Annotated in this window: 14 protein-coding genes; 3 read left to right on the top strand and 11 right to left on the bottom strand. The window is 72.6% G+C overall.

Features of this window, described 5'->3' with window-relative positions:
- Nucleotides 1-108: 108 nt before the first annotated feature.
- On the bottom strand, nucleotides 109-570 hold the full coding sequence (locus tag IG62_RS0105445) for a hypothetical protein (protein ID WP_199812419.1): 462 nt from the start codon (nucleotides 568-570) through the stop codon (nucleotides 109-111).
- A gap of 170 nt (nucleotides 571-740) precedes the next feature.
- Nucleotides 741-2,402: an MFS transporter gene (locus IG62_RS0105440; protein ID WP_078871830.1), complete on the bottom strand. Its 1,662-nt coding sequence runs from the start codon at nucleotides 2,400-2,402 to the stop codon at nucleotides 741-743.
- 232 nt (nucleotides 2,403-2,634) lie between these two features.
- On the opposite strand from IG62_RS0105440, the gene IG62_RS0105435 reads away from it, so the two are divergent.
- Both IG62_RS0105435 and IG62_RS0105430 read left to right on the top strand, forming a co-directional pair.
- The gene (locus IG62_RS0105435; protein WP_051797656.1) at nucleotides 2,635-3,666 is read left to right on the top strand and encodes an Lrp/AsnC family transcriptional regulator; all 1,032 of its coding nucleotides are present in this window, start codon (nucleotides 2,635-2,637) and stop codon (nucleotides 3,664-3,666) included.
- Nucleotides 3,663-4,499, top strand: coding sequence for a rhomboid-like protein (locus IG62_RS0105430; protein ID WP_234326290.1), 837 nt, complete (start codon nucleotides 3,663-3,665; stop codon nucleotides 4,497-4,499). The genes IG62_RS0105435 and IG62_RS0105430 overlap by 4 nt, the downstream gene beginning before the upstream one ends.
- Nucleotides 4,500-4,615: 116 nt before the next feature.
- On the opposite strand, the gene IG62_RS0105425 is transcribed toward IG62_RS0105430, so the two are convergent.
- The 9 genes from IG62_RS0105425 to IG62_RS0105385 all read right to left on the bottom strand — a co-directional run bounded on the left by IG62_RS0105425 (nucleotide 4,616) and on the right by IG62_RS0105385 (nucleotide 15,162).
- The gene (locus IG62_RS0105425; RefSeq protein WP_030798209.1) at nucleotides 4,616-5,446 is read right to left on the bottom strand and encodes an HAD family hydrolase; all 831 of its coding nucleotides are present in this window, start codon (nucleotides 5,444-5,446) and stop codon (nucleotides 4,616-4,618) included.
- Nucleotides 5,443-6,753: a serine--tRNA ligase gene (gene serS / locus IG62_RS0105420; RefSeq protein ID WP_030798207.1), complete on the bottom strand. Its 1,311-nt coding sequence runs from the start codon at nucleotides 6,751-6,753 to the stop codon at nucleotides 5,443-5,445. The genes IG62_RS0105425 and serS overlap by 4 nt, the downstream gene beginning before the upstream one ends.
- A 770-nt stretch (nucleotides 6,754-7,523) precedes the next feature.
- The gene (pheA, locus tag IG62_RS0105415; RefSeq protein WP_030411952.1) at nucleotides 7,524-8,450 is read right to left on the bottom strand and encodes a prephenate dehydratase; all 927 of its coding nucleotides are present in this window, start codon (nucleotides 8,448-8,450) and stop codon (nucleotides 7,524-7,526) included.
- A 137-nt stretch (nucleotides 8,451-8,587) separates the two neighbouring features.
- Nucleotides 8,588-9,907, bottom strand: a complete 1,320-nt coding sequence (gene efeB / locus IG62_RS0105410) for an iron uptake transporter deferrochelatase/peroxidase subunit (RefSeq protein ID WP_030798204.1) — start codon at nucleotides 9,905-9,907, stop codon at nucleotides 8,588-8,590.
- Nucleotides 9,907-12,051 (bottom strand): copper resistance CopC/CopD family protein, encoded by a 2,145-nt coding sequence (locus tag IG62_RS0105405; protein ID WP_030798203.1) that lies wholly within the window; start codon nucleotides 12,049-12,051, stop codon nucleotides 9,907-9,909. The genes efeB and IG62_RS0105405 overlap by 1 nt, the downstream gene beginning before the upstream one ends.
- A 57-nt stretch (nucleotides 12,052-12,108) precedes the next feature.
- A complete protein-coding gene (locus IG62_RS0105400) occupies nucleotides 12,109-12,555 on the bottom strand; it encodes a copper chaperone PCu(A)C (RefSeq protein WP_030798202.1) in 447 nt (148 codons plus the stop codon).
- Nucleotides 12,552-13,202 (bottom strand): SCO family protein, encoded by a 651-nt coding sequence (locus IG62_RS0105395; RefSeq protein ID WP_030798201.1) that lies wholly within the window; start codon nucleotides 13,200-13,202, stop codon nucleotides 12,552-12,554. The genes IG62_RS0105400 and IG62_RS0105395 overlap by 4 nt, the downstream gene beginning before the upstream one ends.
- A 115-nt stretch (nucleotides 13,203-13,317) precedes the next feature.
- Nucleotides 13,318-14,121 (bottom strand): YcnI family protein, encoded by an 804-nt coding sequence (locus tag IG62_RS0105390; protein WP_107052910.1) that lies wholly within the window; start codon nucleotides 14,119-14,121, stop codon nucleotides 13,318-13,320.
- Nucleotides 14,122-14,265: 144 nt separating this feature from the next.
- Nucleotides 14,266-15,162, bottom strand: a complete 897-nt coding sequence (locus IG62_RS0105385; RefSeq protein ID WP_030798198.1) for a hypothetical protein — start codon at nucleotides 15,160-15,162, stop codon at nucleotides 14,266-14,268.
- Between the two features lie 247 nt (nucleotides 15,163-15,409).
- Here IG62_RS0105385 and IG62_RS0105380 point away from each other — a divergent pair, with 247 nt between their 5' ends.
- Nucleotides 15,410-15,898, top strand: a complete 489-nt coding sequence (locus IG62_RS0105380) for an ATP-binding protein (protein ID WP_030798197.1) — start codon at nucleotides 15,410-15,412, stop codon at nucleotides 15,896-15,898.
- The last annotated feature ends 30 nt before the right edge of the window (nucleotides 15,899-15,928 follow it).

Raw genomic sequence — 15,928 nt, 5'->3', positions numbered from 1 at the left:
ACGGCCGTACGGTTCCGGGTGCCGACCCAGCACCGCACCACCGCTTGGCGATACCTCACCCCCTAGCGGCACGTCACCGCCTGCCGACCACCCGCCGGTATCGCGTCATCACGCGCCGAGCGACGACCGCAGCTGCCGGCCGTTGACGATCAGTGCGACGCCGACCAGGGCGATGCCGCAGACCCCCTGCTCGATCTTCAGCCACACCGGGAAGGCGCCGGGGATCGCGATGATCACCGCGATGGCCGCCAGCATCACGCCGGAGAGGATCCGCACGCGGCGGTACGCCGGGCGGGAACCCCGGGCCGCGCGGAGGGCGGAGACGAACATCACCACCGCGCTGGCCACGACGATGGTGGTGCGCACCCAGACGGCGTCGTTCACCACCGCGGCGTCGTCGCGCAGGGCGACGACGGCCGCGAGGGTGAGGACGCTGAGGCCGAGATAGCCGCCGACGAGCAAGGTCGTGCGGCGGAGGGCCGCCAGGGCGCCCGGGGCGAGCGGCGCCTTGCTCAAGGAGGGGAGGTTGGCGGGGGAGGAGGTCGCGGGGCGTAAGTTCCGGGCGGCCATGGGGGTCGTCCTTTCGTTCCGTCGGAGGGCCGGCTTCCAGGATCCGGGCCGTCCGGCGCCGATTCCTCGGCCGCGTGGACGAGACGAGGCACGACCGTTTTCCGGGTCCCGTCCGGGTCGCCCCGTAGTGGACCGGACCCGGGAACCCGGAAATCTCCCCTGATCCGCCTCTACAGACCCGCCGCACGGGCAGTGCTTTCGCCCCCGCCCACGTCCTCGCCCCCGGCCGCGTTCTCGCCCCCGCCCGCGTTCTCGCCACCGGAACCGCTACCGTCCCCGTCCTTGCCGCCAGGACCGCTACCGTCCGCGCCGTCGACCGCGCGGCCCTGCCGGACGATTGCCAGCACCAGCAGGCCGGCCGCCACGGCCACCAGCCCGGAGAGCACCACGATGTCCCTCAGCCCGGACACGTAGGCGGCGTTGACGGCTTGACGGGAGACGGCCGGGTGCGCGGCGGATCCGTGCACGTCGTGCAGCGCGTCGGCGAAAACGGTGCCGAGGACCGCGATGCCCAGCGCGTAACCGAGCTGGCGAAAGATGTTGACCGCGCCGCTCACCATGCCCGCGCGCCACGGTGGTGCCGCGCCGAGCGCCGCCGATACCAGTACCGGCATCGCCATCCCGATGCCCACCCCGCTCACCGCGAGACCGGGCACCAGCGCCGCCCAGCCGGATCCGGAGGCGGAACCCAGCAGCACCCAGTGCAGCAGGGCGCCCGCACCGGTCAACAACAGACCGATTCCGACGGGGAGTTGGGGCCTCATCCGCTGCAGCTGACGGCCACCCAGCGCGCCGACCAGCAACGACATCACCGCCATCGGCGTCACCGCAAGACCCGCCTGCACCGGACTCAGCCCGAGGATGTTCTGCACCCACAGCCCCACGAACGTCAGGTACGGGAACGCCGCCGCCTGCAGCAGGAGCGCCGCCGCCAGCAGCGTCGCGAACGACGGCCGGCGCATCAACCCCAGGTCGAGCAGCGGCCGGCGCACCCGCCGTTCGATCACGAGGAACGCCGCAAGCGCCAGGAAGGCGACCGCCAGCGAGCCCAGCGTCCCGGCCTCCGACCAGCCGCGTTCACCGCCGCGGATCAGTCCGTACGTCAGCGCGCCCGCGCATACAGTGAAGGACGCCGCGCCGGGCCAGTCGATCCGGGCTACGGGGCTCGTCCCGCCGGCCGGGTCCGTTCGAGGCCGGGGGAGGTCGCCGTAGGACTCGGGGACCCGGCGCAGCGTGATCACCGCCGCGACCGCGGTCAGCGGCAGATTGACCAGGAAGATCGCCCGCCAGTCGACGTACTCGGTGAGCAGCCCGCCCAGGACGGGACCGATCGCGGCCGCGGCGCCGCTGGTGCCACCCCAGACGCCGAACGCCACACCGCGGTCGCGGCCTTGATAGGAGGCCATCAGCAGCGGGGTGTTGGTGGCGAACATCGCCGCCGCGCCCACGCCCTGGACGGCGCGTGCCGCGATCAGCACGCCCGGGCCCGGTGCCAGCCCGCGGGCCAGCGAGGCGAGCGCGAACAGGGCCAGCCCCGCCACGTACAGCCGGCGCCGCCCGAAGAGGTCGGCCACCGAGCCGGCGACCATCAACAGCGCGGCCAGCGCCAGCGCGTAGATGTCCATCACCCATTGGAACGAGCTGAAGGAGGCACCCAGGCCGTCGGCTATCCGGGGCAGCGCGGTGTTCACGATCGTCACGTCGACCAGCAGCAGGAAGTTGCCGAGGGTGATGGCGGCCAGGGGCCACCACTTGCCGCGCCGGCCGGAGCCCGCGGCGCCCTCGGGTGCCGCGCCGTCAGCAGGTCCGTGGGGTGCACCGTGACCGTGCATGCCTGGTTGCCCTGTGCCGGGTCCGTGGGATGTGCCGTGTCCGTGCATGCCTGGTTGCGCTGCGCCGGGTCTGTGGGATGCGCGGTGTCCGTGCATGGCTGCGTGTGCCCTTTCCTCTGTCGTTTCCTCTGTCCCTTCGAAAAATTGCGACCCCACGGTCGGTTCCGCACCCATCGGTCCTCCAGCCACCGTGCTCCCGGCGGCGCAATCCGACAGGCGCTAGCCTCGGACGGTGAAAACCGACGGGAAGCCCGGCGCGGGTGGTGGCGGTTTCGACGCCCTCGACCGCCGGCTGGCCCATGCGCTGCAGCTCGACGGCCGCGCGCCGTTCAGCCGGATCGCGGAGGTGCTCGGGGTGTCGGACCAGACCGTCGCCCGCCGCTACGGGCGGCACCGGACCAGTGGTGCACTCAAGGTGCTGGGACTGTCCGACGCACGCGCGTTGGGCGAGGTCGAGTGGATGGTCCGGGTGCAGTGCGCGCCGGAGGCCGCAGTCACCGTCGCCGAGGCGCTGGCCCGCCGCCCGGACACCTCGTGGATCTCTCTGATGTCCGGCGGCACCGAGATCGCCGCGGTCTGCCGGGCGGCCAGCAGTGATCACAGTGACGCACTGCTGCTGGAGAAGCTGCCGCGCACGCCGAGCGTGGTCGGCGTCACCGCACACTGCCTGCTGCACGAGTTCTGCGGCGGCCCGCAGGGACTGATCAGCAAGTCCGGTGCGCTGACGGACGAGGAGGCAGCCCGCCTCGGCCCGCCGCCCCCGGACATCGATCCAGCGGCCGAGCCGGTGGCGCTCGGTGACGCCGACCGACGGCTGTTCGCCGCCCTCGCCCGGGACGGCCGGGCGCCGCTGGCCGAACTCGCCGCCGTCACCGGCTGGTCACCCACCACCGTCCGCCGCCGGCTCGCCGAACTGCGCGCGACCGGGGCGCTGTATTACGACGTCGATTACGACCTTCGGCAGTTCGGCTACGGCGTGATGGTCGCCCTCTGGCTGTCCGTCGCCCCCGCCGAACTCGCCTCGGCCGGCGCGGAGTTGGCGGAACACCCGGAGGTCGCCTTCGCCGGTGCCACCACCGGCCCGAACAACCTGTTCGCGTCGGTGCTCTGCCGGGACGTCCGGGCCCTCTACACGTACCTGACGACCCGGGTCGCGGCGCTGCCCGGCGTTCGGACGATGGAGAGCGCGCCCCGCGTCCGGCAGATCAAGGGGCCGGGCCCGCTGGTCGCCGGCTCGCCCGCGGCCCGGGGACGCCGCCGATGAGGGCGCCGGCGAGGATCCTGCTGGAGCCCCCGCGCGACCCCTGGGCGCGCCCCGCGGGCAACCCCGTGGCCTGGGTGAAGAACTGGGTCAGGTCATCCCCCGGGACCCACATCTGGCTGCTGATCATCGGCGTCACCAGCCTCGTGATCGCCTCCGCCTCGGAGGGACTGGGCCAGTTCCTCATCCACCGCACCAGCAGCAACATCCACGAACTGAATGAGCATCCGCTGCCGTCGCTGCTGATCAGCGGCTTCTGGATCGAGAACCCCGGATCGTTCCTGCTGTACGTCGTGATGTTCGAGCTGGTGCACGCCAACGTCGAGCGGTGGACGGGCAGTTGGCGCTGGCTGCTGATCGTCGGCGGGGCACACGTCGCGGCGACCCTGGCCAGCCAGGAACTCGTCCTGCTCGCCATCGAGGGACACCAGCTGCCGCGCTCGATGACGCACGTCGTCGACATCGGCGTCTCGTACGGCCTGGCGGCCGCCGCCGGCGCACTGACGTACCGTCTGCGGTCCCCCTGGCGCTACGGCTATCTCGTCGGCGTCCTGGCCTTCTTCGCCATCCCCCTGACGACCGGCGCCACCTTTACCGACTTCGGCCACGCCATCGCCCTGACCATGGGCTTCGCGGCGTGGCCGTTGACCCCGGCGGCGGAGGAAGAGGAGGGAGCGGGGGCCGAAGCCGACGTGGGGGAAGCGGGAGAAGCGGGGCAAGCGGGGGAAGCGGGAGCCCGTACGCGGGAAGCGGGAGCCCGTACGCGGGAAGCGGGAGCCGACGCGGGAGAAGAAGAAGCCGACGCGCGGGAAGAGGGCGGCAGGGGCGGGCGTTAAGGGTTCAAGGGGCCTTCGGAACCCCTACGGGTCGTTCGAACAGATCCCGTAGGGGACGCGAGCGCCCCCTCGGGGCCTCAACGCGGCAGCAGGGGACGGTATTCCAGGCGGGAGACTCACATCCCGTACAGCCGCTCCAGGACCACCGCGATGCCGTCGGCCTCGTGGGAGGTGGTCACCTCGTCGGCGACCGCCTTCAGTTCGGGGTGGGCGTTGGCCATGGCCACGCCGTGGGCGGCCCAGGCGAACATCGGGATGTCGTTGGGCATGTCGCCGAACGCCAGTGTCTCCTTGGCGGTGCGGCCCAGGCGGCGGGCGGCCAGGGACAGCCCGGTGGCCTTGGTCAGGCCCAGCGGCAGGAGTTCGACGACGCCGGGGCCGGCCACCATGATGCCGACCAGGTCACCGGCGACCTGGCGGGCGGCCGCGGCCAGTGCGTCGTCGTCCAGCGTCGGATGCTGGAGGTAGACCTTGTTGATCGGGGCCGCCCAGAGCTCGCCGGGGTCGTCGAGCAGGACGTTCGGCAGCGGGCCCGCCTGGACGCGGTAGCCGGGGCCGACCAGCACCTCGCCCTCCAGGCCGTCCCGGCTCGCCGCCAGATACAGTGGGCCGACCTCCGCCTCGATCTTGGACAGCGCGAGACCGGCCAGCTGGCGGTCCAGCGTCACCGAGGTCAGCAGCCGGTGCTCGCCGGCGTGGTAGACCTGCCCGCCCTGGCCGCACACCGCGAGCCCGTGGTAGTCCAGGGCGTCGAGGATGTGCCGGGTCCAGGGCACCGCACGGCCGGTGACGACGATGTGCGCCGCGCCCGCCGCGGTGGCTGCGGCGAGCGCCTGGCGGGTGCGCTCCGAGACGGTCTCGTCCGGGCGCAGCAGCGTCCCGTCGAGGTCGGTCGCGATGAGCGTGTACGGCAGCGGCGGGATGTCCGCCGGAGCTGATCCGCTCACTTGGCGCCGGACTCCGGGCGACCGGCGAGGGGCTCCAGCACGGTCCGGCCGCCGAGGTAGGGGCGCAGCACCTCGGGGACGCGCACCGAGCCGTCCGCCTGCTGGTGGTTCTCGAAGATCGCCACGATGGTGCGCGGGACGGCGCAGAGCGTGCCGTTGAGGGTGGCCAGCGGGCGGACCTTCTGCTTGCCGTCGGCGTTCTCGCGCATGCGGACGGAGAGCCGGCGGGCCTGGAACTCGTCGCAGTTGGAGGCCGAGGTCAGCTCGCGGTACTTGCCCTGGGTCGGGATCCAGGCCTCGCAGTCGAACTTGCGGGAGGCCGAGGCGCCCAGGTCACCGGTGGCGACGTCGATCACCTGGAACGGCAGCTCCAGGCTGTTCAGCCACTGCTTCTCCCACTCCAGCAGGCGCTGGTGCTCGGCCTGCGCGTCCTCCGGCGCGACGTAGGAGAACATCTCCACCTTGTCGAACTGGTGGACCCGGAAGATGCCGCGGGTGTCCTTGCCGTACGTGCCGGCCTCGCGGCGGAAGCAGGGCGAGAAGCCGGCGTAGCGCAGCGGCAGCTGGCCGGCGTCGACGATCTCGTCCATGTGGTACGCGGCGAGCGGGACCTCGGAGGTGCCGACGAGGTAGTAGTCGTCCTTTTCGAGGTGGTAGACGTTCTCGGCGGCCTGGCCGAGGAAGCCGGTGCCCTCCATGGCGTGCGGGCGGACCAGCGCCGGGGTCAGCATCGGCACGAAGCCGGCCTCGGTGGCCTGCGCGATGGCGGCGTTGACCAGCGCGAGCTCCAGGAGCGCGCCGATGCCCGTCAGGTAGTAGAAGCGCGAGCCGGAGACCTTGGCGGCCCGCTCCACGTCGATGGCGCCGAGCGCCTGCCCGATCTCCAGGTGGTCCTTGGGCTCGAAGCCCTCGGCGGCGAAGTCACGGATCGTGCCGTGCGTCTCCAGGACCGCGAAGTCCTCCTCGCCGCCCACGGGGACGTCGGGGTGAACGAGGTTGCCGAGCTTGAGCAGCAGCTGCTGGGTCTCTTCCTTGGCCTCGTCCTGCGCGGCGTCGGCGGCCTTGACGGCGGCGGACAGTTCGCCGGCCTTCTTCAGCAGCGCGGCCTTCTCGTCGCCGGTGGCCTTGGGGATGAGCTTGCCGAGCGTCTTCTGCTCGGCGCGCAGCTCGTCGAAGCGGACGCTGGACGACCTGCGCCGCTCGTCGGCGGAGAGCAGTGCGTCGACGAGCGCGACGTCCTCTCCACGGGCGCGCTGGGACGCGCGCACACGGTCGGGGTCCTCACGGAGCAGGCGAAGGTCAATCACACCCCCAGGCTACCGGGGTCACACCCCGCGCTTCGACGCGATATTCCCCGGCATTGCAGTTTGTCCGGTTTGAGAGGTTTATTCCGTTGGTGGGATGCGGTAAATCCGCCGGGGAATTCCCGCCCATTCGCACCCCTTCGCCGTCGTCGTGATCTTCTGGGAGCGGTCGCGGAGTCGTCCGGTATGCGGGCGTTCGCGGCGCGCCGGTGATCGGTGATCCACTAGGCGGGATCGGGGAGTTGGGCGGCCTCCGCGACGCTCGTGCGGCGGGGTTGTCCACAGGGGGAGGGGGTTCCCGGAATTTTATCCACAGGCTGTGCGTGGAATCTGTGGAAGTCGGTGGCGATCATTCCGCTTCCGAATTGCTCGGCTATGGATTCTCTGTCCAAACCCCGTTCACGCACTCTTTCGTGTGGGATTGCCTCGCTCTAAAGGATGGACTGCAGGAATTATGCTGACGGGGTCCGAGGTGGGGTGCTGTGGAGGGATGTGGGATCGGTAGGGCGATTTGTCGACTGTGTCCCGCCGTCATGTCGACTTACCCACAGGTCGAGAACCGAGCCTGTGGATAACTTTGTGGACAACCCACAGGCCCTTCAAAGCCGCAGGTCGTGGAGCTCTTTCCAGCCACCGGGCCCGCGCCTTCCGCGCACCACGACGCGTCTCCTGCGCCACCACGACGCGTCTCCTGCGCCACCACGACGACGCGCCTACCGCGCCCCCATGACGCAGTACCTCCCGCGCCACCGAGCCGCACACCCGCCGGAAGTTCAGCCCCGCCCGTCCAGGCAGCGCGCGAGCCAGTCCGCGGCCTCGGTGAACGCCGAGTCGGTCATCTGCCGCCGCACGCTCGGCGTGGTCTCGTCCGCGCGCGGATACGAACCGAGGAACCGCACCTCGCGGCAGACCCGCTTGAGGCCCATCAGGACCTCGCTGACCCGGCGGTCGGTGATGTGCCCCTCGCAGTCCACCGAGAAGCAGTAGCGCCCGATGCCCTCGCCGGTCGGCCGGGACTCGATCCGCATCATGCTGACCCCGCGCACCGCGTACTCCTGGAGCAGTTCGAGCAGCGCACCGGGGTGGTCCTCGGCCAGCCACAGCACCACCGACGTCTTGTCCGCGCCGGTGGGCGCCGCCGGCCGGGCCGGGCGGCCCACCAGCACGAAGCGGGTCGCGGCGTTCTGTGCGTCGTGGATGTCGGTGACCAGCGGCGTCAGCCCGTACGTCGCCGCCGCGAATTCACCGGCGAACGCACCGTCGTAGCGGCCCTCCTGCACCAGCCGCGCACCGTCCGCGTTCGAGGCCGCCGACTCCCATACGGCCTCCGGGAGTTGGGCCGCCAGCCACTTGCGGACCTGCGGCTGGGCGACCGGGTGCCCGGTCACCGTCTTGACCCCGTCGAGCGTCGTACCGGGGCGCACCAGCAGCGCGAAGGCGATCGGCAGCAGCACCTCGCGGTAGATCATCAGCGGCTCGCCGGAGGCGAGTTCGTCGAGGGTCGTGGTCACCCCGCCCTCGACGGAGTTCTCGATCGGCACCAGGGCGGCCGCCGCCTCCCCCGCCCGCACCGCGTCCAGGGCGGCCGGCACCGACACCATCGGCACCAGCTCGCGCGTCGCCGCCTCGGGCAGGCTGCGCAGCGCGGCCTCGGTGAACGTGCCCGCGGGTCCGAGATACGTATAGCGGCTGGCCGACATCCTTGAGGACTCCCTCGCGTGACTGCGGGGGCACCCCGCCGATCGTCTCCCTGTCCTGCCACGATACCGAGCCGTCCCGGCCCCGGGGCCGGGCTTCCGCAGGCCGGACAGGCCGGCACGGCCACGCGCCGGGGGCCTCAGCCCTCCAGCAGCGGCTGCCCCACGTACCCGCCCGGCGTCGCGGCCGGCGGCACCGCGTACAGGCCGCTCGCCTCGTGCCGCAGGAACGGCGAGAGCGCGTCGCCGCGGTCCAGCTTCCGCTGGACCTGGGTGAAGGCCCGCAGCGGGTCGGCCTGCCAGCAGATGAACAGCAGCCCGGCGTCCGGCGCGCCGTCCTCCCGGAAACCGTCGTGGTACGAGAACGGGCGGCGCAGCATCGCCGCGCCCTGGTTGGACTCCGGCGCCGCGACCCGGGCGTGCGCGTTGGCCGGGATGACCGGCAGCCCGTCCGCACCGGTGGCGTCCAGCTTCATGGGCGTGGTCTCGGAACCGCCGGTCAGCGGCGCACCGTTGTCCTTGCGGCGCCCGATGACCCGCTCCTGCTCGTGCCGGGAGCGCTTCTCCCAGTCGTCCAGCAGCATCCGGATCCGGCGGACGACGGCGTACGAACCGCCGCGCATCCACTCCTGCGTGGCGTCCCGCCCGACGAAGATCCGCTCGTCGAAGTCCGCGTCGGCCGGTTTGGGGTTGTTGGTGCCGTCGACCTGGCCCATCAGGTTGCGGGCGGTCATCGGGTGCGCGGTGGCGCCCGGGGAGCGGTTGAAGCCGTTCATCTGCCAGCGCAGCCGGGCGGTGCCGGCCGCGTCCTTCTGCAGGGCGCGCAGCGCGTGGAAGGCGACCAGCGCGTCATCGGCGCCGATCTGGATCCACAGGTCGCCGTTGCTGCGCTTCGGGTCCAGCGCGTCGGCGGAGAAGTCCGGCAGCGGATCGAGCTGCACGGGGCGGTGCTTCGTCAGGCCCGTACGGTCGAAGAAGCTGTGGCCGAGGCCGAGGGTGACGGTCAGCGAGGACGGGCCGGCGTCCAGCGCGACGCCGGTGTCGGCGTCCGGGGTGCGGCCGGCCATCAGCTGCTCGGCCGTCCGCGACCAGCGGCGCAGCAGCGCGGCGGCGGCCTTGCGGTCGCTGCCCGGTGTCAGGTCGAAGGCGACGAGGTGGCCGCTGGCCTGCAGCGGGGTGGTGATCCCGGCCTGCTGCTTCGCCCGGTCGTCCCGGAACGGCACCTCGGTCGAGCCCAGGGAGCTCAGGGCCGCGGCGGGGCCGTCCTCATGGGCGGCGGCCGTGCTCAGGGCACCGCCGGCGCCGCCGACGACCAGTCCGGCGGCGCCCGCCGCGCCGACGGTGCCGAGCAGCCGGCGGCGGGAGAGCGTCAGGGCGGTCCGCGGGCCGGCCGGCTCGGGCGCCGGGGCCTGCGGTTCGGGGGCCCGGGGGTCGGGGGCCTGCGCGGTTCGCTTGCTCATCAGCCGATCTTCACGTTCCTGAACTCGGTCACCTGGTCGATGTCGGAGGTCCGTACGAGCAGCGAGAGCTGCCACCGTCCGGGTACCGGCAGCAGGACGCCGCTGGCGCGCCAGTGTCCCTTGCCGGTGTGCCGGGGCACCACCGTCAGCGGCCCGAGCTTCTTGGCCTTGAGGGTGAACTCGACCTTCACCTCGGGGACGTCCTTGGCCCGGCCCTTCGGGTCGGAGATCCGCAGCCGCAGCTCGTTGGCGTTGCCGCTGCGGCCGGGGTCGAGGTCGAGGCGGGCGGTGCCCTTGCCGCCCGGGCCGCCGGTGTCGAACGGGACGGTGAGGACCTGCGGCTGGTTGGCCGTGGCCGACTGCCCGCCCGACACGGCCTTGACCGCCTCCTCGGTACGGGCCGGCTCGGTGGCGGTGAGCACCGTCGTCACCACCAGCAGGACCACCGCGACCGACGCCTCGGCCAGCACGGACCGGCGCAGCCCCAGCCGCTCGGGATCGGCGTCGCGCTGCCGCTTGGTACGGGCGGTGCGCAACGCGGCCTGCTGACGGGCGAGTTGGGCGGCGCGGGCGGGGTCGTCCGGTTCCGCCGTGGGCTCCGCGGCCGGTTCCGCTGCCGGTTCGGCCGTCGGGTCCACCGTCGGTTCCGCCGCCGGTGCCGCCGCCGTTTCCACGCCCTTCCGAGCCGTCTTCACGGTCGGTGTGCCGGTCGCCGGGACGGTCACGGCCTTCTCGGAGAGCACGTCGGCCTCCTCGTCGTCCGGGGCTGCGACCGCCGCTTCCGCCGCTTCCGCCGCTTCCGCCGCGTCCGCCGCTTCCGCTTCCGGTGTCCGTACCTCGGTCAGCCGCGCCGTCCAGCGCCGTGAGAACCAGGCGAGGCCCACGAGCACCGCCACCAGCCCCACCTTGAGCAGCAGCAGCCGCCCGTAGGTGGTGCCGGTCAGGGCGGTCCAGGTGCCGACCTGCCGCCAGGACTGGTAGAGGCCGGTGGCCACCAGCACCAGGACGGAGCCGAACGCGATCCGGGAGAAGCGGCGGACGGCGGTCCGCTCGATCGGCGGCCCCCAGTACAGGGACACCACGAGCGCGGCCAGCCCGCCGAGCCAGGTGGCGACGGCGAGCAGGTGCAGGACGTCGACCGGCATCGCGATCGCGGGCTGCAGCCCGGTCGAGGCGTGTTCGGCCATCGCCCAGGTCGCCGCGAGGCCGGTGGCGACGATCACCCCGCCGATGCCGAGCCCGAACGACAGGTCCTTGCGCCGCCGGGCCTCCTCGGCGGGGTCCTCGGGGTCCTCGGGGCCGCCGGGGCCGTCCTCCCGGGGTTCCTGCGCCCGCGCGTACGCCCCGAACAGCACCGCCACGAACAGCGCCGCCGCGGCGAGCAGCAGCAGCCGGGAGACCAGCGCCGCGCCCGGCTTGGTGATCAGGACCTGCTGCAGCCCGCCGAGGTCGAAAACGTCCGAGAGTTCGCCGGAGCCGGTGTACGGGGTGCGCAGCAGCAGCATCGCCACGGTGGTGCCGGTCAGCACCGCCCATCCCTGGACGACCAGGCGCTGGACGGACCGTACCCGGGCGGCGGCCGGCCGGCAGGTCACCACGAAGGCGGCACCGCCGGCCAGCAGGATGAAGCCCGCGTACGCCAGCGCGCGGGCGATGCCGTAGAGCGCCCCCACGAGCCCTCCGCCGGCCTCCTGCTGGGCCACCGGCGCGGTGGTCTTCGAGGGCGCGCCGATCGAGAAGGTGAAGGCACCGGAGACCGGGTGGCTGTCGGCGGAGACCGCCTGCCAGGCGACGGTGTACGTACCGTCGCGCAGGCCCGGCGGCAGCCCCGTGCCGTATTTGACGGTGCTGCCGCTGCACAGGTTGCGCAGTTTGCCGCGGTCCACCCGCTTGCCCTGCGGGTCGAGCACCCGGATGGAGTCGTCGCCCATCGCGACGCCCTCGGAGAAGGTGAGCGCCACCTGCTCGGGCGCCTGGTCCACCACCGAGCCCTGGGCGGGGGTGCTGCCGGTCAGCGCGGCGTGCGCCGAGGCCGGGGCGGCACCGCCGAGCAGCCCGCCGAACAGCGCGCCCGCCAGCGCCACCGCGACGACGAGCAGGCGCAGCGCGGCGGACCGTCGCGGCCGGAGACCGGTGGTGACCATGGATCGCTCCCTCAACTGCCGTGTGAGTGCCTGTGCTGTGACGTACCGGGCCGCCCGTTACTTCTTCGGCTGGTAGTTGACGGCCCTGACCGGGACGGTCACCTTGACGGGCTCGGCGTGGGCGAACCGCAGCGTGACGCCGATCGAGTCGCCCTTGGCCGGCTTGTACTTGAGGCCCATGAACATCAGGTGGGTGCCGCCGCGTGCGAACTGGAGCTCGCCGCCCGCGGATATCGGCAGCGACGTGACCTGCTCCATCTTGTTGCCGACCGTCTTGTGCATCGAGACGTCCTTGGCCAGGTCACTGCTGACCGACACGATCTTGTCGGCGGCGCCGTTGTTCTTGACCGTGAAGAACGCGCCGGCCATGTCCTGGGTGACCGGCTGCGGCATGTAGGCGCCGTCGACCTCGAAGTGGGGGTCTGCGTCCCCGGCGCCGCACGCCGACAGGGCGAGTGGGGCGGTGAGGGCGAGGGCGGCGGCGAGGGTGGTGCGGCGGTTCACGGGTTCTGCCCCTTGATGATCTTCGGAAGTGCGGTGGTGTAGTTGTCGGAGGTCGCCTCCTGCATGCCCAGCCAGTGGATCTTGTCGTCCTTGGGGGAGCTCAGCAGGACCTGCGCGCCATGGGTGGAGACCACGTCGCCGTTCTTCTTCTTGACCGGCTTCTCGATCCCGATGTTGACGCTGCGCGCGCCCGCCTGGATGGTGTCGAAGCGGCCCGTCAGCCCGATGAAGTCCTTGTTGATGCCGCCGAGCCACTTCTTGAGGGCGGCGGGGGTGTCGCGCTCCGGGTCGGAGGTGACGAAGACGACCCGCAGGTCCTTCTGCTCGGCCTTGGGCAGCTGCTTCACCGCGACCGCGATGTTGGCCATGGTCAGCGGGCAGACGTCCGGGCAGTGGGTGTAGCCGAAGTAGATCAGCGTCGGGTGGCCCTTGGTCTTCTCCAGCAGGTCGTACTTGGCGCCCTGGGAGTCGGTCAGGACCAGGTCCGGCTTCTCCATCGGGGTGTCGAGCGTGACGAGGGGCTTGGCGGCCGTGCCCCCGGAGACCTCGGCGGCCGGCTTGTCGCGGTCGCCTCCCTGGTCGCAGGCGGTCAGGCCGAGTGCCGTGACCGCCGCGACGGCGGAGGCGAGCAGGGCCCTTCTACGCATTGCGCTACGCATTGCAGATGTATCCCGTGTGTGTGGTGTGGTCCGGCGCCCCGCTCATGGGGAACGGGGCGACGGGCCGGCGGCGCGGTGGGGCGCCGCCGGCCCGGGGTGGCGATCAGGTGTTGCGCCGCCGGCCGGCGAACACGCCGAAGCCGACGCCGATGACGCCGACGACGATGCCTGCGGCGCCCAGCAGGCGGGCGGTGTTGTCGCTGGTGTCGGCGGCCGCGGCGGTCTTCGCGTCCCCGCCGTCGTCCCCGCCCTTGGCGTCGGCGGTCGCGCCGTGCGCGTCGTCCTCGGCCGCGGTGAGCTTGAGCACCGGCGCCGGGTTCTCCGGCTCCGGGCCGCCCTCCTTCGTCGGCTCGATCCAGCGCACGACCTGCTTGTTGTCGTACGTCTGGAGGGCCTTGAAGACGAGCTGGTCGGCGTCCTGGGGCAGCTGGCCGATGGAGAGCGGGAACTGCTGGAACTGGCCGGGCTCGACGCCCTTGCCGTCGGCGGTCCAGGTGACCTTCGAGGGCGCCTCGGTGATCTTCTCGCCCTCCATCTCGATCGGCTTGGCGAGCTTGGTCTTGGTGACCGACACCTTCCAGCCGGGCACCGGCTGCGGCATGACGGACGCCAGCGGGTGGTCGGTCGGCAGGGTCACCTCGACCTTCACCGTCGAGGCGTTGTCCCGCTCGTTGGGGACCTTGAAGTTGACCGTGGCGAAGCCGCCCTTGGGGGCCGCGCCGGGCTGCACGCTGACGTGCGCGAAGGCCGGCCCGGCGAGCAGCAGCACACTGCCGGCCGCGATCCCGCCCACCAGGGGCAGTCGGGTCTTGAGGAATCCGGCCGTTCCGGAGGACTTGGACGTCGCGGAAGTCCCGGAAATGACGGACGTCGTGGGCTCGCTGGGCATGGTCGACGCGTTCGGCATGGAAAGCACTCCACAGGAAGGAGAGAGATACGGGTGACGGTGATCGGTGGCACGCCCACGGCGACGCCGCGCGACCCCGCACCCTCCCCCGTGCCTTTGCGGGCACGGGAGGTACCTCCACGTGGGAACGTGCGTCGCGTGACGTCAGGCCGCGAGGGCCAGGGCGGTCACGGCAGGCGGCCCTCGCCGGATCACACTGTGGTCGAGCGCGGCGCCCTGCGGGCCGGGTTTGTCATCCCCGTACGAAACGAGGGCGCGCAGCAGCGCCTCGTGCGCCGCGCCGAGGCCCGCGAGCAGGGCGCCGACGAGCGTGAGCACCCCGCGCACCGCACCGAGCAGGGCGCGGACGGTCAGCTCGTACGCCGCCGGGACCGACAGCCGGACCAGCCGCCACAGCGCCGCCTCACCCCGCCGCAGCAGCCAGCCGACCGCAAGCGCGGCCAGCAGGTGGCCCAGCAGCATGGGCAGCGACGGCAGCAGACCGTGCGTCATCGCCGGGTCGGCGGCGGCGCCACCCGCCGTCCCCGGTCCGCCGGGCGCGCCCAGACCGGCCGCGGAGGCCATGTCGTAGCCGCCCCCGTCGAGGAGCCGCCGCGCCCGCGCACCATCCAGCCGGCCCGTGCCGAGCCCGCACATCAGGTGCCGGGCCAGGTCCACGGCCGTCGCGTCGGACAGCGCGCCGTGCCCGGAACCCCCGGAGCCGGCCGCCATCCCGGCCATCGGCATCCGCTGCCGCGCCATCAGCTCGGCAGTCGTCAGGCCGCAGACCTGCCCCCACACGAACAGCGAGTGCAGTGCCAGCTGGCCCACGGCGAGTCCCGCGGCGATGCCCGGCAGCGACCGCTCCCGGCCGGCCAGCGGCGCCGCGACCGCGAACACCACGGCAGCGGCCACGCCCAGCGTCCACAGCGGGACGGCGGCACAGGAAGCGATCATGTGCCCGGCCGCGGACAGCGCGACACAGACCGCGGTGAAGACCGCGGCCCTCAGCAGCCGCAGGTCCGCGGCCGCGCGCGCTGGGGAGGCGGGCGGGGCAATCATGGCCGCGCCATCATCCCACTGCCCGCGCCCGCGGCCTACGGCAGGGCGGCCCGAGGTGGCGCCTCCCGGGGGCGTCCAGGGCGTCCGGGAGGGCGCGCGGAGGCGCGTGCTCGGCGCTGCACCTACACCGATGCGCTCACTCTTCGCATCCGCCGAATGAGCGGTATCACGTCCCGGACATGCTTACGGACCATGGGGCACGGCAATACGTAACGATATGTCGAGCCGCGGCCAGGAGGCTGGAGCGATGAGCATCTGGTGGTCACTCCATTTGCGGCGCGAGGCTGCGAGCGTGCCGCTCGCCCGGCGTCTGCTGCTGGGCACGATGGAAACGGCGGGCGTGGACCCGGACATCTGTTACGACCTGTCGGTCGCGCTGTCCGAGGCGTGTGCCAACGCCGTCGAGCACGGCGGCGACGGAGCCCCCGAGGACTACCGCGTGACGGTCTTCATCGACGGCGACACCTGCCGCATCGAAGTCACCGACTCGGGCCCCGGTTTCCGCGGCGCTCCCGCCGCCCCGCCCCATAGCCCCGCGGACCGCCCCCTGCCGGCCCCGGTCCCCGCCCCCGCCCAGGCCCCCGCGTTCGCGGAGGCCGGCCGGGGGCTCTTTCTGATCGAGGCCCTCACCGACCACGTCCGCTACCGCAACCGCACCGGTCGCCCGGGCGCGGTGGTCAGCTTCGACAAGATCCTCAAGTGGCGGGAGGGCGCGGCGCTGCCGATGGCGTCGTGAGGCGGCGCCGGGGTGCTGAGCGGGAATTGG

Origin of the sequence: Streptomyces sp. NRRL S-337, from assembly GCF_000720175.1 — a bacterium.
Lineage (GTDB): Bacteria > Actinomycetota > Actinomycetes > Streptomycetales > Streptomycetaceae > Streptomyces > Streptomyces siderophoricus.
Note: the sequence above shows the minus strand (reverse complement) of the source record. Positions and strands in the feature narration are given on the sequence as shown.